15 protein-coding genes are annotated in these 16,532 nt (G+C 66.0%); 7 read left to right on the top strand and 8 right to left on the bottom strand.

All coding sequences use genetic code 11. The features are described from left to right. Nucleotides 1-137: 137 nt before the first annotated feature. Both I6F21_RS30675 and I6F21_RS30670 read right to left on the bottom strand, forming a co-directional pair. Nucleotides 138-3,827: an AsmA-like C-terminal region-containing protein gene (locus I6F21_RS30675; protein ID WP_225141594.1), complete on the bottom strand. Its 3,690-nt coding sequence runs from the start codon at nucleotides 3,825-3,827 to the stop codon at nucleotides 138-140. A 134-nt stretch (nucleotides 3,828-3,961) separates the two neighbouring features. After that, nucleotides 3,962-5,191 (bottom strand): cytochrome P450, encoded by a 1,230-nt coding sequence (locus tag I6F21_RS30670; protein WP_036037420.1) that lies wholly within the window; start codon nucleotides 5,189-5,191, stop codon nucleotides 3,962-3,964. Nucleotides 5,192-5,320: 129 nt separating this feature from the next. On the opposite strand from I6F21_RS30670, the gene I6F21_RS30665 reads away from it, so the two are divergent. After that, nucleotides 5,321-5,932: a TetR/AcrR family transcriptional regulator gene (locus tag I6F21_RS30665; RefSeq protein ID WP_225141592.1), complete on the top strand. Its 612-nt coding sequence runs from the start codon at nucleotides 5,321-5,323 to the stop codon at nucleotides 5,930-5,932. 109 nt (nucleotides 5,933-6,041) lie between these two features. Here I6F21_RS30665 and I6F21_RS30660 read toward each other — a convergent pair whose 3' ends face one another. Beyond that, entirely contained in the window at nucleotides 6,042-6,368 is a 327-nt protein-coding gene (locus I6F21_RS30660; protein ID WP_225141590.1) for a hypothetical protein, read from the bottom strand. A 371-nt stretch (nucleotides 6,369-6,739) separates the two neighbouring features. Here I6F21_RS30660 and I6F21_RS30655 point away from each other — a divergent pair, with 371 nt between their 5' ends. From I6F21_RS30655 to I6F21_RS30645, 3 genes are all read left to right on the top strand, one after another. Further along, nucleotides 6,740-7,006, top strand: coding sequence for a hypothetical protein (locus I6F21_RS30655; protein WP_225141588.1), 267 nt, complete (start codon nucleotides 6,740-6,742; stop codon nucleotides 7,004-7,006). After that, entirely contained in the window at nucleotides 6,999-7,295 is a 297-nt protein-coding gene (locus tag I6F21_RS30650; RefSeq protein WP_225141586.1) for a hypothetical protein, read from the top strand. Before I6F21_RS30655 ends, I6F21_RS30650 begins: the two co-directional genes overlap by 8 nt. Before the next feature lie 74 nt (nucleotides 7,296-7,369). After that, nucleotides 7,370-7,648: a DUF1488 domain-containing protein gene (locus I6F21_RS30645; RefSeq protein WP_036024960.1), complete on the top strand. Its 279-nt coding sequence runs from the start codon at nucleotides 7,370-7,372 to the stop codon at nucleotides 7,646-7,648. 48 nt (nucleotides 7,649-7,696) lie between these two features. Here I6F21_RS30645 and rpsU read toward each other — a convergent pair whose 3' ends face one another. Further along, nucleotides 7,697-7,972 carry a 30S ribosomal protein S21 gene (gene rpsU, locus I6F21_RS30640; RefSeq protein WP_225141643.1) on the bottom strand — a complete coding sequence of 92 codons (276 nt, stop codon included), beginning with the start codon at nucleotides 7,970-7,972 and terminating at the stop codon, nucleotides 7,697-7,699. Nucleotides 7,973-8,398: 426 nt separating this feature from the next. Between rpsU and I6F21_RS30635 the strand changes: the two genes are divergently transcribed. The 3 genes from I6F21_RS30635 (at nucleotide 8,399) to I6F21_RS30625 (ending at nucleotide 9,220) form a co-directional block, all read left to right on the top strand. Next, nucleotides 8,399-8,608 carry a cold-shock protein gene (locus tag I6F21_RS30635; RefSeq protein ID WP_109145937.1) on the top strand — a complete coding sequence of 70 codons (210 nt, stop codon included), beginning with the start codon at nucleotides 8,399-8,401 and terminating at the stop codon, nucleotides 8,606-8,608. Nucleotides 8,609-8,704: 96 nt separating this feature from the next. Next, on the top strand, nucleotides 8,705-8,947 hold the full coding sequence (locus I6F21_RS30630) for a transcriptional regulator (RefSeq protein ID WP_109144944.1): 243 nt from the start codon (nucleotides 8,705-8,707) through the stop codon (nucleotides 8,945-8,947). 51 nt (nucleotides 8,948-8,998) lie between these two features. Further along, nucleotides 8,999-9,220, top strand: coding sequence for a hypothetical protein (locus I6F21_RS30625; protein ID WP_036006506.1), 222 nt, complete (start codon nucleotides 8,999-9,001; stop codon nucleotides 9,218-9,220). A 59-nt stretch (nucleotides 9,221-9,279) separates the two neighbouring features. Here I6F21_RS30625 and I6F21_RS30620 read toward each other — a convergent pair whose 3' ends face one another. From I6F21_RS30620 to I6F21_RS30600, 4 genes are all read right to left on the bottom strand, one after another. Beyond that, on the bottom strand, nucleotides 9,280-9,516 hold the full coding sequence (locus tag I6F21_RS30620; protein ID WP_074448133.1) for a hypothetical protein: 237 nt from the start codon (nucleotides 9,514-9,516) through the stop codon (nucleotides 9,280-9,282). Between the two features lie 423 nt (nucleotides 9,517-9,939). Next, on the bottom strand, nucleotides 9,940-12,522 hold the full coding sequence (locus tag I6F21_RS30610) for an EAL domain-containing protein (protein ID WP_225141584.1): 2,583 nt from the start codon (nucleotides 12,520-12,522) through the stop codon (nucleotides 9,940-9,942). 156 nt (nucleotides 12,523-12,678) lie between these two features. Further along, complete coding sequence (locus I6F21_RS30605) at nucleotides 12,679-13,974, bottom strand: MFS transporter (protein ID WP_225114929.1); 1,296 nt, start codon at nucleotides 13,972-13,974, stop codon at nucleotides 12,679-12,681. Nucleotides 13,975-14,062: 88 nt separating this feature from the next. Beyond that, nucleotides 14,063-16,492: an EAL domain-containing protein gene (locus tag I6F21_RS30600; protein WP_225183974.1), complete on the bottom strand. Its 2,430-nt coding sequence runs from the start codon at nucleotides 16,490-16,492 to the stop codon at nucleotides 14,063-14,065. Between the last annotated feature and the right edge of the window lie 40 nt (nucleotides 16,493-16,532).

Genomic DNA, 16,532 nt, shown 5'->3' with positions numbered 1-16,532 from the left:
GCACTGAAACCTCTCCGCGTCATGGCCGGGCTTGTTCCGGCCATCCACGCCTTGCCGCATGGCACAAAGAACGTGGATGCCCGGGACAAGCCCGGGCATGACGAGCATCGGCAACGGAGCACTTTAGATAGCGCCGTCTACGGATTCTGCGGCGTCAGCACAAGCGGCGGCTTCGGCCTGGGCTTGGCGGGCGGCGGGCCCGGGGCGGGCTTCACGTCGATGGCCGGAGGGAGCGGCGCGAGCTGCTGGCTCGCGAGCGGCGGGCTCGTCAGTGAAGGGCTTGTCAGTGAGGGGCTGGGCGCGGCGGGCGCGGCCTGCGGAGCTTTCGGGGTCGGCGCCACCCTGGGCTTTGCCGGCGCGCGGCGCGGGTCCTGGCCCGGCAGCGGCACGTTGGGTGGCGCCTGCTCGGTCGCTATCTCCGGGGACACCAGCGTCGGCAGCGCAGCGGTGGCCGGCGGCGGCTCGCCGCGCTCGATGGCGTCGAGCCGCCGCGTCTCGCGATCGATCGTGCGCACCGCAAGCCATGACGACAGCGGTGCGAGGTCGATGGTACGGCTCAGCCTGTCGGGCGGGCCTGCCGCAAACAGCTGGATCTCGGGCGGGGCGCCGGAAAGCCCGGTCATGATCGGCGTCAGGCTGGCGCGGATGTCGGCCTGGTCCGCCGGAATGTCGTAGCCGCCGGAGACGATGGCGCGGGCGTTCTTCGCTTCCAGCGGCGTTGCGCCGATGCGCAGGCGGCCGTCGCGGATCGTGAACGGAATCTGCGCCGAGGGCACCGCGATGCGCCCCGCCGACAGCGCGGGCTCGACGAGCTGCCGCAGCCGGTTGTCGTCATTGACCTGGCCGCCGTCGCTGGCGCGGATGGCGATCTCGAACGCACGCGGATTGAGGCCGGCGATCTCGGCGGATTCGAGCGTCACCGTGCCGTTGCCGGCGAGCGCACCGGTCAAGGCCGCGACGCTGCGGCCCTGGCTGGTCAGCGCCATCTGCACCGAGGCGCGCCCCTTGGGCAGGGCAAGGTCGCGATAGCGCAGCGCCGCCGCATCGACGTTGCTGAGCTCGATGCGCGCGTTCAGGGCAAGCCCACCCGCGCCATTGCGCGCGTCCAGGCTTGCGGACATGTCGCCGCCGCCGACGCCGCCCTTGAGCGCATCGAATGCGAGCGACTGGCCGTCGCTCCGGATCGTGCCGCCGAAGGGGCGCAGCTCGATGCCGCCGGGCAATGTTCCGCGTAAGGCCTGGAAGGCGATGCGGCCGCGCCAGCCGCTGACCAATCCTGCGCTGAGCGGCTCGCCGGACTCACGACCGGCTGCGCCGACGGCGATTGCGAGCGCCGGCGCCAGATCGAGCGAGTCGAGACCGACCTCGCCGTCGATGCTCTTGTCCTGATCGAGCGTCACCGAAACATGGCCGCGCAGATGCGAGCCCGCGGCATTGCCGTCGAGATCGCCGAAGGTCAGGCGATTGCCGGAGAGCGTGAGGCGGGAGGACAGGCTGACGTTCTGCGCCGACTTGCCGGCCGGGCTGGTCCCGAGCAGCGGCGCCAGATTGGCGTTGCGCACGCGCAGGTTCACGCTCGCCTTCGGTTCGAGCGATTTGGGTTCGAACGATTTGGGTTCGGACGGTTTGGACTCCGACCATTCGACGCTGCCTTGCGCGTCGGCATCGAGCCCGCCGCCGCTGAGCTTTGCGTTCAATTGCGAGGGACGGCGCCAGGCTCCGCTCAACCGTCCTTCGAATTGCGAGGCGCCCTCGCCCGCGGCCACGATGCGGTCGAGCCCCAGCAGTGCCAACAAGGCGCCGGCTTGCGGCGCCGCCACTTTCGCGTCCAGCGTGAAGTCGCTGTTGCGCAGGCGTTCGAGGTCGATACCGCCGATGGCGGCCGCCGGCGTCTGCGCGGCCAGGGTCGCCGTGGTCTTGAGCTGCGGTGCGTCGAGGTCGAGCACGAAGCGGGCATTGCTGCGATCGGCATGCTCGGCGTTCTTGTCGAGGCTGAGATCGAGCTTGAGACGGGTCGCGCCGGGCAAGGACGGGAGCGCATCGAGGCGCGCGCGCAGCGCGGGCGCGAACGGCTCGACCAGCGCGGTGAGCTCGCGCAGCGAATTGGCCGAGGATTTCAGCGCGAGCTTGCCGGTCGTCTTGGTGCGGTCGAAGCTGCCGCTCGCCTCCGAGGTCACGCCGCCGCCCTGGCCGAAGCGCAGCTGCTCCAGCGACAGCGACGCCGGGCTGTAGGCGAGCCTGGCTGCGAACGGCCGCAGCTCCTGGCCGGCGGAGATCGCGCGGCCAATATCGAGCGAGAGCTTTGCCTCTTCCGGCCATTCGCCTTGCGGCCCCGCCAGCGCGCGCACGAAGCTCGTGGCGGCATCGAGGTCGAGCCGGTCGGCCCTGAGGTCCGCATCGATCCGCGAGCCGTTGCTCGCGCCTGTCTGCACGAAGACGATGCGGCCTTCGATCGCGCCGCCATCGATGTCGGCCTTCAGCCTGTCGATGGCGAGATGATTGGCTGCGATGGTGACGTCGCCCGCGAGACGCAGCGGCCGCGTGCTGCGGCGGGTGATCTCGCTGCGGCCCTGCAGCCAGGCAACCAGCGTGTCGGGATCCGGGGATTCAACGCTGAGCCGGCCGCTGAAACTGTCGGCGCCGGGAGCCGCGCCATTGAGCGAGACCTGCGTCATGCCCGGCGCGCGCAGCTCCAGCCGCCGGAAGGTCCAGGACCGGCCGTCGGTCGCAAGCTCGGTCGCGATGTTCTGGAGCGGACGGCCGCCGAGCATGATCTGATCGGCATTGAACTCGATCTGGGCAGGGATCGGCACCTGCGGGATCGCCGCCAGCCCTGCGCGCAGCGCCGGCAGGACGCGCTGCGGATCGGCATCATCCTTGGCGGTCAGCCTGTCGGCATCGACCTGCCGCGCCGACAGCACCGCGCGCAGCAAGGGCGATGCGCCAAACCTGAGATCGCCGACGCCGCCGAGCTTCAGCGCGGTGTCCTCCGGGCCGAAGCTCGCGTCGATCTGGTCGAATTTGGCGCCGGCCGGATCGGCCTTGAGCCTGGTCGCCAGCTTCCAGGGCGTCGGCCCCGCCTCGGCCGCCTTCCTGGCCGCGGGCACGGCGAGAGTCAGCGCGCCCTCGAATTTCGGCTGGCGATTGTCGAAGGCGAGCACGCCCTCGAGATCGGCGAGGATGGCGCGCTCGCCGGGATCGATGTTGAGGTGGAGACGGGTGGCGCTGCCGTCGGCGCTGGGGCCGGAGGAGACGCGGAACGGGTAGCGCACGCCGCGCGCGGTGAAGCTGCCATCGCCCCGCACCGAGCCTGCGAGCGAGCGCACATCGCCGGAGAAGGCGATATCGTTCAATTCCAGCGTCGAGCGGCTGGCGGCATCGTGCAAGGCGATGCGGCCGGTGAGGTTCAGCCGCTCGATGGCGAGGGAGGCCAGGTTGAAGGTGCCGCTCGCGGTGGAGGGCAAATCGACCCGTCCGCGCGCGTCCAGACCAAGATCGACCGCCATGCCGCCGACCGAAAGCTCGGTGGCGCGCCATTCGCCGCGCATCAGGGAGCCGAGGCTGAACTCGACATCGAGCTTGTCGGCGCGCAGGCGGCCGAGATCGTTGTTGCCGCCGAAGGTGACGCCGCGCAGCCGCAGCGTCGGCGCCGGCAACAGCCGCGCATCGAGCTCGCCCGCCACCCGCACCGGCACGCCGATGATCTTGCCGGCCTCCGCCTCGAACTGGGGCCTGAACTGGTTCCAGTCGATGTAGTAAGGCCCGATCAGCGCGGCCAGCAGCGCAATGATGAAGGCAATCGCCAATCCGAGCAGCGTCGTCTGCACGGGTCTCCCCTCGGCCAAACCGGCCTGGGCCGAAGCTGAGAGCCTCAGGCGCGCCGGAACAGCCCCTTATATAGGGGGAAGTATGGCGAAGTCACAGCGACTGTTGCGCGCGGAGGTTAACGCTGAGCGCCCCCTCACCAGCTCGCCGGCAGCCGCCTCAGCCCGCGCAGCACGAAGGTCGGCCGCCATTCCGGGGTCTCGATGTCGTCGATGCGCAAATCCGGCAGCCGCCGCAGCAGCGTGGCGATGGCGATCTCGGCCTCGATCCGCGCCAATTGGGCCCCAAGGCAGAAATGGATGCCGCCGCCGAACGACAGCGGCTTGACGTTCGCCCGGGTGACGTCCAGCCGGTCGGGCCTGTCGGGGTAGACCGCGCCATCGCGGTTGGCCGAGCCGAGCAGGCACAGCACGGTCTCGCCCTTGGGGATCGTCACGCCGCCGAGGTCCTCGATCTCCTCCAGCGTGACGCGCCCGGTCATCTGCACCGAGGAATCATAGCGCAGGAACTCCTCGATCGCGTTCGTCATCAGCTCCGGTTTCGCTTTCAGGAGCGCAAGCTGATCCGGGTTGCGGTGGAGCGCGAGCAGGCCGTTGCCGATCAGGTTGACCGTGGTCTCGTGGCCTGCGCCGAACAGCAGGATGATGTTGGCGGTCAGCTCCTCGTTGGTGAGCTTGTTGCCGTCCTCCTCGGCCTGCACCAGCTGGGTGATGAGGTCGTCGCCGGGATTCTTGCGGCGCAGCTCGAACAGCTGCTGGAAATACATCTGCGCCATCAGGTTGGCGGCGTTGCCCTGGCGGATCTCCTCCGGCGAGAGCGGCACGGGGTCGAGCAGCCGTCCGCCGTCGCGCGAGCTCTTGTAGAACACTTCGCGATGCTCCTCGGGGATGCCGAGCATGTCGCAGATGATGGTGACGGGCAGGCGGAAGGCGAAATCCTCGATCAGGTCCATGTGGCCGCGCTCGATCACGGCATCGATCGCCTGGTCGACGATCTCCTGGATCCGCGGCCGCATGTCCTCGACGCGACGGGCGGTGAAGGCCTTCACGACGAGGCCGCGCAGGCGGGTGTGGTCCGGCGGATCGGCTTGCAGCATCCAGTAGCTCATGCTGCGAAACACCGGCTCCTTCATGATCTCCGGGCCGTAGCGGCGCGTGGTGCGCTCGACGAAATCCTTGCCGAAGCGCTTGTCACGCAGCACGAGACTGACCTCGGCGTGCCGGCTGGCGACGTACTGGCCGAAAGGCGTCACGTGGATCGGATCGACGGTGCGCAGCCGTTCATAATGCGGATAGGGATCGCGGATGAAATCCGGCGAGAGCGGGTTGAACAGCGGTCCGCCAGCGGGTTGCACTTGCTCGTTCATGGTGACCTCGGATCGGTTGCCGCATGACACGCATACGCAAGGCTGCCCACCGCCCGGCGTAACCATCCCTGTAAATTATCAACTCGATACATTGTTGTATCGAGTTGCATTCTGCCCTAAGCTGCGCCGATGTCAAGGTTGAGAACCAGGCCGACCAGGGACGACACGCGCGAGGCGCTGTTCGAGGCGGCCGCGCGCGTGTTCGAGGAGGACGGCATCGGCGGCGCCAGCATCGAGGCAATCGCGGCGGCGGCGGGCTTCACCCGCGGCGCGTTCTATTCGAACTTCAAGAGCAAGGACGAATTGATCATCGCCATGCTCGAGGACCATGTCGCGCAGTCGATCCGGCGCAACATGGACATCCTGGCGCAGCACGACAATCTCGACGATTTCATCGCGGCGCTGAAGACGATGGATCGCAGCCGCCAGGATCCGCTCGGCCGCTCGCCGCTGCTGCACATGGAGATGATCCTGTTCGTCGCGCGCGCCGAAAAGCGCCGCCCGGAGCTTGCCAAGCGCCTGCGCGCGCGGCGCAAGCTGGTCGCCGACATCATCGAAGCGACATCGAAGAGCAACGGGCGCAACGTCAATCTGAACCCGCCCTGGATCGCCTCCGTCGTGCTCGCGCTGGAAGACGGCTTTCGCCTGCACCGGCTGATCGACCCCGAGACGACGCCGGCCGACAGTTTTTTGCGCGCGATCACGGATCTCCGGCGCAGGACGGGACTAGCCTCGGCCTAACGGGTGCCTCCCGCGGGCGGCGCAGCTGCGCCGATAGGCGCCAGCCCTTCTCGCCGCTTTCCGAGACGGATCTGAGCTGTTTCGCCGCCTGCTCGGTGGCAGCTCCTTCTTACTTCTTCTTTCCAGGTCCGAAATCCGGTTGCCAAGCGGCTTCCTTGCGGGACGGGGCCGCGGCGATCACCTTGGCCTTTTCCTTCTTCGGCTTCTTGGCTTCGCGGTTGCCACGTTGCTGGCCCTTGGCCATGTCGCTCTCCCTTGCTGGTTTGAGTTCGTCGAATTCATTCGGCTGCAGGACACGGCCGCGCGGGGTGCAGACCCTGACATCCATGTAGCCTTCGCGCAGCAGCTTTTCCGCGAGACGCAGCGCGACCGTCGCAGTTCCATGACCGAGATTGGAACTGCCGTATTCGTTGGTGCCGCTGACCAGATACGGCACGCGTGTTGTCCTAGCCATTGAGCACCGCAGCGGCGCACACGAGAAGCAGCAGAAACAGCGGAACGATCACCGGCGGCACGATCCATTCCGAGATGCGAACACGCGACATCGAACGCTCCTGCGAACCTTTGGCGGGAGCACACGTGACCCTCAGTCACCGGTCGATGCCGTTGAGAAGCGCGGTGATGGCAACGAGCCTACGCTCACGCCGAACCAATAGCGAGCAGTAAATGCGTCGCGGGCTAGCCTCGCTCCGTGGCAACTAGCGTTCGCCAGCGTGCAGACGATAGTGCTGGCTATTGGCCCGCCAAAGGCGCATGGTCGCAACAGCCGGCACCGGTTGGGGCTTCACTTGCGAAAGGCAGGCGTGCATGACCATCCGTTCGCGGCGAGAGACCGTCGTCTTCAGACATCCGTTCCAAATCCGCGGCGTCGCGCGCATCTTGCCGGCGGGCACCTACGAGGTCGTCACGGATGAGGAGACGATCGACGGCTTGACTTTCGCCGCCTATCGCCGAATTGCCACGATGATCACTGTGCCCGCCGAGGGCGCACGCGGGACCATGGAGGTACTGTCGATCGGTTCTGTCGATCTTGCTGATGCGCAAGCAGCGGACGCGAGCATCGTCAATGAATGACCGGCCGGTCGATCTCGACAAGCACCGTGGCATGGCCGCGCAGAAGGCCACCGACCTGCGCCGCGCGCTGGCCGAGGTCGAGGCCCATCTCAGGGAGCTGCGCGAGCGCGAGGCCGATCTCGAACACCGCATGATGACCGTACCTGCGGCGTCATGGCCGGAGGCCGCGGTGAAGGCGCGTCATCTGCTCAACCTCTATGCTGCGAGTCTTCCGGCAGAGGACACGCGCCACCGCGCGCTCGTGTCGGCGCTGTTCGACGATTTCGCACGCCTGTCCGGGGACGGCTGAGCGGAGCGACGGCCGGCTGCATTCTACGCGCATGCTGGCGCGAGCCAGGAAGCCGACCTGATATGGAGTAGGCCATGACACTGACGAGCGGCCGCTTTATCGGCCATGAATACGAGCGGATGATCGTGCGGTTCTCGATGCATGACGGCGCCCGGGAGATTCCTTGCGCGATTTCGACCTCCGCGATGGACGGTCTCGAGCAGGGCCCGCAAGTCAGGCCCGAGCAGCGGGAAGCCCAATTCGCTCGTCTACGGGATCGCATCGAAGCATGCGCTGCGAACAAGTATCGCGCCACAGAATTCGAAGGTACCCCGCCGGGCATCGTGCTGCGAGGCATCGATTTCAGGCGATAGGATCTCGGCCCCAAGCAAAATAGCCTGCGACCGGAAAGCAGATCGTTGCTACTCCGGCCTTGCCTTGATCTCCGGCAAGGGCGGCTTGCGTTCGAAAGGCTTCTTTTTCGGTGGCGCGGGCAGCAATCCCTCCCTGATCGCCTGCTTGCGAGCCAGCTTGCGAGCGCGGCGAATGGCCTCGGACTTCTCGCGGGTCTTTCTCTCCGACGGCTTTTCGTAGGACCGTCGCTGCTTCATCTCCCGGAAGACGCCCTCGCGCTGCATCTTCTTCTTGAGAACGCGAAGTGCCTGCTCAACATTGTTTTCTCTGACGAGTACGTGCAATTGATCCTCCTGGCTCGGGCTGCGAATGCGACACGTCCTGCAGCGCAGCCAATTGCGCAGGAGCTTCATTGCGATGTGTGAGATAGTGAGCCGCGACATTGGTCGCGGCTTCGGACGAGCCGATCTGCTTGTCACGGCGAGCAGCTTGGTGGCGTCACGTGACCATTGTCGTGCTGCGCTGTCAATCGATAACGCCTTGCTCGCAGATCGATGGACAAGCGCCGCGGAACAGAAGAAGCGCATCGCAGCAAACAAACTGGCTTCGCTCCTTGCAAATGCGCGAAAGTTGTATATATTGAAGTTGTTCGATTAGCCGCTGTGCCTTGTTGAATGCGCCCGCGGGCTCCTTTTCCAAAGACATCGACGAAGTTGAAGGTAACCGCGCGATTGTCGCGCGGGATGCGCTCGCGCGCTTTGGAGAAGAAAATGACGACAGGTACGGTCAAGTGGTTTAACGGCCAAAAGGGCTTCGGTTTCATCCAGCCAAACGACGGTGGCAACGACGTGTTCGTTCACATCAGCGCCGTTGAAAGGGCTGGGCTTGCCGGTCTCGGCGAAGGCCAACAGGTCAACTTCGAGATCAAGACCGACAAGATGCGAGGCAAAGTCAGCGCCGAGAACCTCTCGCTGGCTTGAGATCGTTGCGCCGTTTCACGGATGTACTGAAACGGTCGCTTTGCCCGCTCAATCCCTGGATTGAGCGGGTTTAGTCTTTGCGGATCCGGGTGAACGATGAGCAGCAAGAAGCCGGCAGAGCCGTCACCCGAAAGCATCACACGTTCCGATCGCAAGCGCCTGGCCGCCGAAGAGGGCGCGCGGGCATTGGCGGACGTGGAAAGGCAAGCCATCGAGGTTCGCAAGAACATGGCGCGACTTCGAGAGGCGCGCCAGGCGAGGGAAGCGGCCGATGAAGCTCTTCGATCGACTTTGCCGGCGCCCAAGCTCAAGAAGCGGACAAGGAAGTTGGCGCGATAGCCGTCTTCAACGCCGCCTGCGAAATCTGAAGTGCCGATCCCATGCCGGAGAGTGCAGATCGTGCCTCGCATAAAGCCAGATCACGGAACCATCACATTCTTTCTCGCGTCCGGCGCAAATCGGCAGATGTGCCGGCTTGCAACGACATTCAACACGCAGAAGCAGGCCTTCAGCTATCTACAGAAGCATCGCACGGAGTTCGAGCGCATGGCGCGGGCGCGCCTGGCTTCAGGAGAGCTCGAGGAAGGCATTGTCGTGCTTTCGATGCTCTAGCGTTACACGTGATGAGCGCGAGCACACATTGCGATTTCATCGGCGATCTCATGGCGATCTCAATTGACCAGCCTGACTTTCTCGTAGACGAATGTCGCTGTCAGAACAGGGCCATCCGCATTCCGAACATTGATGGCGAGGCCGTCGCTGCTGGCGAGCGGGTCGCGCTGCTTGACAATGTCGGCAAGAGACAGCGCCGCCTCGATCTCCGCGGCCCGCCGGCTGGCCAGATCGAGACCTTCCTCGTCGACAACGAGCGCTTCACCATCCCAAATATCAAAGTAGAACTGCGACACTAACCCGTCCTCTCGGACCGGTCTCGCCGTTCAGCCTCCCTTGCCAACCGTTCAGCCTTCAGTCGCTCTCGATTGTCGTGGAAGACCCGTTCTGCCTTCTCATAGTCGGTCGCGGGCTTCGTCGCGGTCTGCTTGAAGAGCTTGTTCGCCTCGGTCGTTGCACGCGATTGGGAATGCCTTCGCATTGCTCGTCCTCCTGTCGCTGGTGATTCGAAGTCCGCCGGTGCCGGCGGCTTTGTTGCTCGTCCTATTCCGGGATCGGCTTGCTGCGTCTGAGACACTACTGCGGTGGCGCTGCTTTTCCGGTCTTTTCATTGGGCCCGTGCAGTTTGCAAACAGGACGTGGCGCCTGCCCGCCGGCGGAGCACCAAGCCGCAGGCCGCGAATGCGTTCCTACCGTCCGGCAATATTGCCCAAAGGCGGCTACGCCGACTGCTTCACAGCAGCCCTGTCCGCTACAAGGTCCAGCCGCCCCAGCATCGCCCTCGCCTGCTCGGCGCAATGCTCGATCAGCCAGCGCTCGAAGGCGACCGGCGGCAGGGGCGGCGCGTAGAGGAAGCCCTGGACGATGTCGCAGCCTAGCTCGGCCAGCGTCTTGCGCTGCCCCTCGGTCTCGACCCCCTCGGCGACCACGCTCATGCCGAGGCCCTGGCCGACGCGGACCACGGCGGTGGCGATCGCGAGCGCGCCCGCGTCCTGCTCGATGTCGCGCATGAAACTGCGGTCGATCTTGAGCTCGCGGATCGGCAGATGCGCTAGCCGGCTGAGGCTGGAATAGCCGGTGCCGAAATCGTCCACCGAGAGGCCGACGCCGAGCTCGCGGATCGCGTTCATCGTCTCCAGCGCCGCGGCGCCGTCCTGCATGAACGCGCCTTCGGTGATCTCCAGCATCAGCGCATCCGGCGGCAGATCGTGCTCGGCCAGGATGTCCTTGAGCCGCGCGGCCAGCGTGACGTTGCGGAAATTGATCGGCGACAGATTGACCGAGACGCAGGGGATGTTGAGCCCGGCGCGGCGCCAGCTCGCCATCTGACGGCAGGCCTCGCGCACGGACCACATACCGATCTGCTCGATCAGCCCGCATTCCTCGGCGAGCGGGATGAACTTTGCCGGCGAGACGTCGCCGAGCACGGCATCGCGCCAGCGCGCGAGCGCCTCGACGCCGTGGATCGCACCGTCGCAGCTGCGAATCTGCGGCTGATAGCTGAGGCTCAGCACACCTTCCGCGACGGCGCGGCGCAACGCCGCGATCAGCGCCAGCCGCTGCTCCGCGAGCACGTTCATCTCGGCACTGAAGAGGCGATGCGTCGAGCGTCCGGCCTGCTTGGCCATGTACATGGCGGCGTCCGCCTGCTGCATCAATGTGTCGATGTCGGTGGCGTGATCCGGATAGAGGCTGATTCCGATGCTGGCGGACATCGGCATCAGCTTCGATCCGAGCCGCAACGGTGCGGACAGGGCCTCGGTGATCCCGGCCGCGATGCGCTCAGCGGCCTCGGCATTGCGTTGCGGCAGCAGGATGACGAACTCGTCGCCGCCGAGCCGTCCCAGCATGTCGTCGGGACCGATCTGCTCGCGCAGGCGCTGCGCGAGCAGGATCAAGAGCTCGTCGCCGGCGGCGTGGCCGAGCGTGTCGTTGACGTCCTTGAAATGATCGACGTCAAGGAAGGCGAGCGCGACATGGCCTCCGGTCGGACAGGCATTGATCGCGGTCGTGATCAGGTGGCGCAGCTGCGCGCGGTTCGGCAGGCCGGTGAGCATGTCGTGATAGGCGAGCCGCGCGATTTCGGCGCGCGCCTCCTTGCGCTCGATCGCGAACGCGCCGAGGTTGACGCAGGCATCGACGATCTGGCGGTGCCATCGGCTCGGCGCCCGCGGTTCGCGATAATAGAAACCGAAGGTGCCGATGACCCGGCCGTCCTTGGCCTTGATCGGCGTCGACCAGCAGGCGCGCAAGCCCACTTCGAGCGGCCGCGCCTTGTAGGGCTGCCAGCGCGGATCGGCATCGATGTCGGCGACCAGAACCGGAATGCCGTAGAAGGCTCCGGTTCCGCACGTGCCGACCTCGGGACCGATCGCGATGCCGTCGAGCGAACGGGAATAGTCCTCGGGCAAGCTCGGGCCGCCCAGCGGATGGAGCAAGCCGGCGGCATCGACGTGCAGCAGCGAGCAGACGACGCCGGGCGCGATCTGCTCGACGCGGCGGCACAGCCGATCGGCAATCTCGGTGATCGGCGCCTCGTCGGCGAGCGCCGCCATGATTAGTTGCTGCAACGAGCGCAGCTGCCGGGATTCGGTGATGTCCTCGAGCAGCGCAAAGATGTGCTTGACCCGGCCTTTCTTGTCGCGGAAGGCGTCGATCCGGGCAGAGACCCAGATCTCCTCACCATCCCTGTCGTAGACGAGCACCTCGGCCTCGTCGCGCTGGCCGCCATGCATCAGCCGCTTGACGAGCTTCGCAATCGCCTTGCGATCGGTGTGGCGGCCGGCAATGAGCTCGCCCGCGCGGCGGCCTTCGGCCTCCTCGCTGGTATAGCCGAACAGCGCCGTGAACGCGGAATTGACGTAGACGATGTTCTGCTCGACGTCGGTGATGATCACCACGCGGTTGGTCTGGTCAGAGACCGCGTGGAGAAGTGCGATCCTGGCGCGGCGTTCGGCATCGAGGGTGACGTCGCGCGCGAACACGATGTGATGGGTCGCGCCGTCGGCCGTCGCCGAAGATATCGCGATCTGCGCCTTGATACGGCTGCCGTCGTGCCGCACGAGGCTGATCTCCTCGCGGAAATCTGCGGTCGCACCGGCGCTTAGGCATTTGAGGGTGAGGACGGCGGCATCGCGGCCGAGCACCTCGGCGGCGGCGAATTTCCAGATCCGGTCCGCGGCGGGGTTGAAATGGATGACGCGATGCGCCTCATCGACGATGACGATGCCGTCGTCGGCGCGCTCGAGCGCGGCGCGCAGCACGTCAGGAGTTTCTGTCGCAAGGTGATCGGAGGCGGACATCGTCGGGACCAGCGGCATCGGGAAATGCGGCAATCGGCGAGAGGTTAATGCTCCGATGGTGTCCAAGACGTTTTTGCAGTTCCGTCGCGCCGCGCCAAGAGACGGCATGATTAACGCTTCGCGAAAACGCCGAAGGTATCTTGAAGCGCTCTGGACCTATTCGGATGCCGTTTTGAGCTTGTGCAGCCGGCCGGCCACGGCCCGCACCTTGCCCGGCGCCGCGCGCCAGATCGCGAGCGCCGACACCCCGCTCACGGCCATGGCGAGGGCGAAAGCCAGCGTGTAGTCGCCGGCGCGATCATAGAGAACGCCGGTCAGCCACGGTCCGGCCGCACCGCCCGCCAGCGCCGCGAGCATGATCGTGCCGAAGATGCTGCCCTGGTGCCTGCCTTGGAATATCTCGAACACCACCGCGCCCATGATCGAGGTGAGGCCGTAGCCGAGCGCGCCTTGCGTGAACACCATCAGATAAACCAGCCAGAGCGAAGCCTGATATTTCAGCGCGATCAGCGCGGCGAAGCAGACGACGAAACCCGCACAGCTGATCGCCCACACCCACTCCCTGCCGATGCGGTCGGAGACGTGCCCCAGCACGATCTGGCCGGGAATGCCGAGCAGGCTGACCATTCCGAGCGCCCACACCGCAACGCCGGGGCTGAAGCCGACATCGAGCAGGAATTTGGTCTGGTGCACCTGCACCGCATACCAGATGTACAGGCCGCAGAAATAGCCGAGCCCGATCCACCAGAACCGCGCGGTCGCGACGGCGCGCCGCAGCGTCCAGTCGGTGTTGACCCAGACGTGATCGACGACGTTGGAGACCGGGCTTGCCGCGCCTGCGGCGGGGGCGGCATCGCCGTCCGGCTGGAGCCCGATGTCCTCCGGGCGCTTGTGCAGCAGCAGGTTGATCGGCGCCAGCGCGATCAGGACGAGCAGGCCCATCGCGGTGCAGGCGGTGCGCCAGCCGGTCTGCTCGATCATGTGCTGCACCCATGGCAGCAGCGTCACCGAGCCGATACCGACGCCGGCGAAAGCGATGCCGATGGCGAAGCCGCGCTTGCGGATGAACCAGTTCGGCAGGAACAGCGACTGGCCGGAATAGCCGAGACAGACGCTGCCGGCACCGACCATGACGCCGATGGTGACATAGAGGTGCCACGGCGCGCTGGTCAGCGGCGCCAGCAAAAGGCCGCCGCCCATCAGCACGACCCCGAGCTCCATCACCGCCCGCGGACCCGCGCGGTCCATCAGGCGGCCGATCAGCGGGCTGACCACGCCCGACACAACGAAGCCGAAGGAGAAGGCGCCCGCCGTGACGCCGCGCTCCCAGCCGAACTCGGAGATGATGGGTGGAAAGAACAGCGAAAAGGCGGTGCGCGCGTTGACGCCGATCGCCATGGTGACGAAGGTCACGGCGACCACGATCCAGCCGTAGAAGAACGGAAGCCGCATGTTGTATGCTTGTTTCATCCCTAGACGGTTCTTCGGACCATCCGGGGATGTCCGGGTCAAGCGCTTTTCGCGCATGCCTCGGGCGCGCTCAGGCGGCGTCGAGCCGTGAGGATTTGACCGGCGCGTCGAACAGGATCCGCTCGATCGGATGCGGCCGGCCGAACAGATAGCCTTGCGCGAAATTGACGCCGAGCGCCTTCAGCCGGTCGAACTCCTCGCGCGTCTCGACGCCTTCGGCCGTGACCGACATGTCCAGTCCGCGCGCCAGCGTCACGATCGAGGAGATGATGGCGGAAGAGCGCGGCTGCTGCGTCAGATTGCGAATGAACGACTTGTCGATCTTGATCTTGTCGAACGGGAACGCGGTCAGGTAGCTGAGCGAGGAATAGCCGGTGCCGAAATCATCGAGCGCGAGCTCGACCCCGAGCTGCTTCAGCCGCTCCATGAAGGCATGATTCTCGCTGCCGCGCTCCAGCAGCACGGATTCCGTGATCTCGATCTCGAGCCGCTGCGGCGGCAGGCCGGAATCGGCGAGCGCCGCGCAGATCATGTCGAACAGCTCGGCTTCCTTGAACTGGATGGGCGAAAGATTGACGGCGATCATGAGATCGGCAGGCCAGCCGGCTGCGTCCGCGCAGGCGCGCCGCAGCACGAATTCGCCGAGCGGCACGATCAGCCCGGTCTCCTCCGCAAGCGCAATGAACTGGTCCGGAGGGATCAGGCCGCGCGTCGGATGCCGCCAGCGCACCAGCGCCTCGAAGCCGCGTCGTTCGCCGCTGAGGGCATCGACGAACGGCTGATAGTGCACCTCCAGCTGGCAGCGCGCGATGGCGTCGCGCAGATCTCCTTCCAGCGTGTTGCGGGCCTCCAGCTCGGCCGACATCGCCTCATCATAAACAGTGAAGCAGTTGCGGCCGGCCGATTTCGAGCGATAGAGCGCGAGATCCGCTTTCTTCAGGAGCTGCTCCTGATCGCTGCCATGATCCGGCGCAATTGCGATGCCGATGCTGGTGCCGATCTCGACGCGGTGTCCGGGCAGCAGGAACGGCTCGCTCACGAGCTTGGCGATCCGCGCCGCCAGATCGGTCGAGCAGGCGCGCTGGTGCTCGCCGGCTTGCTGGATGATGGCAAATTCGTCGCCGCCGAGCCGCGCCAGCACGTCGTTGGCGCGCAGCGCGGATTTCAGCCGCTGCGCCACCTGGCGCAGCAGCGCATCGCCGGCCGCGTGGCCGAGGGAATCGTTGACGTTCTTGAAGCGATCGAGGTCGAGCATCAGGATCGCGAAGGGCTCGCCCCTCACGCTCAACTTGCCGTTCATCTCGTCGAGCCGGGTGAGGAAAAAGGCGCGGTTCGGCAATCCCGTGAGGATGTCGGTCTGGGCAAGCTCGAGCACGCGCCGGTTCGCCAGCGACAGCCGCCGCGAATTGCGGCTGGCGAGCATCAGATAGGTCGACAGCGACAGCGTCAGCAGCATGCCGACGACGAGGACCGCAACCGCGCGGTCGTAAGTCGTCGCCAGCGGACCGCCGGCGGTCGGAACCGCCCGCACCTGCCAATCGGTGTCGCCGATCTTGAGACTGCCCGACCAGTGCAGGGTCCGCGCGATGTCCCGCATCGACCGCAGCGCCGAGGCGGCCGACGCATAATCCGGCAGCATCTGCTCGAGGCTGACGATCTGCGCCGTGTACGGCGGGAAGACCGTCATGCTGACCGCGGGGCTGGCTCCGGTGGTCACGCGGATAGACTGGATCAGCAGCGGCAGGTCGAAGACGCCGACCACGACGCCGGCGATATTGCGGCGCCGGTCCGCGATCTCCTCGCGCGAGGTTCCCTTGGCGTAGACGGGAACGACGACGAGGACATAGGACGGCCGGTCGCTGTCCTTCGGCCCGAACAGGCGCGTGCGCATGGCTGCGACGCGATCGTTGTCGCGCGCGCGCTCCAGCACTGCCCGTCGCTCCGGAACGGTCGTGTAGTCCATGCCGTAAACCGACGAGGTCTTCGGCTGCGTCGAGTAGAACACCGGAAAATATTCGTCACTCTGCGGCGCGATGACGAAGCTCTCGCCCTGCAGCGCCTTGATGTGATAGCTCGACACACCGTCCCGGATCGCCGCGGCCTCGTAATCCGCGCGCTCCTTGCGGTTGATCCGCGGCAACCAGGAGATGCGCAGCATGCCGGGGTGACGCTCGAACAGGCGGGCGCTGAAGGTCTCGAATTCGCTGCGGGTGACTTCTTCGTTGGTCGATTCGAACAACGTGCGCAGCGCGAGAAGTCTCGATATGTACTCGTTCATGCCGTTCTGCAGGACGATCGCCTGGGTCTCGGCTGCGTTCTCGAACTCGATCCTGTTGACGCGATCTTTCCACCGCGCGACGGCGGCAGCGCCCACGATCGAGAACAGCAGGCCAACGCCGACCGCGACGAGCGCAGGACGATAGAGCCCGAGCAGCGGCGCGGCACGCCACCATCCGCCTCTACGTCTCCGATCCTGATCGTTCTGATCGCGACCGCCCATCTTGAAGCCGCCGTCCCCTGTCCGCGACGAACCGAACCTC

It is taken from the genome of Bradyrhizobium sp. NBAIM03, assembly GCF_020194055.1.
Taxonomy (GTDB): domain Bacteria; phylum Pseudomonadota; class Alphaproteobacteria; order Rhizobiales; family Xanthobacteraceae; genus Bradyrhizobium; species Bradyrhizobium yuanmingense.
This window is presented reverse-complemented; position numbering and strand designations above follow the sequence as displayed.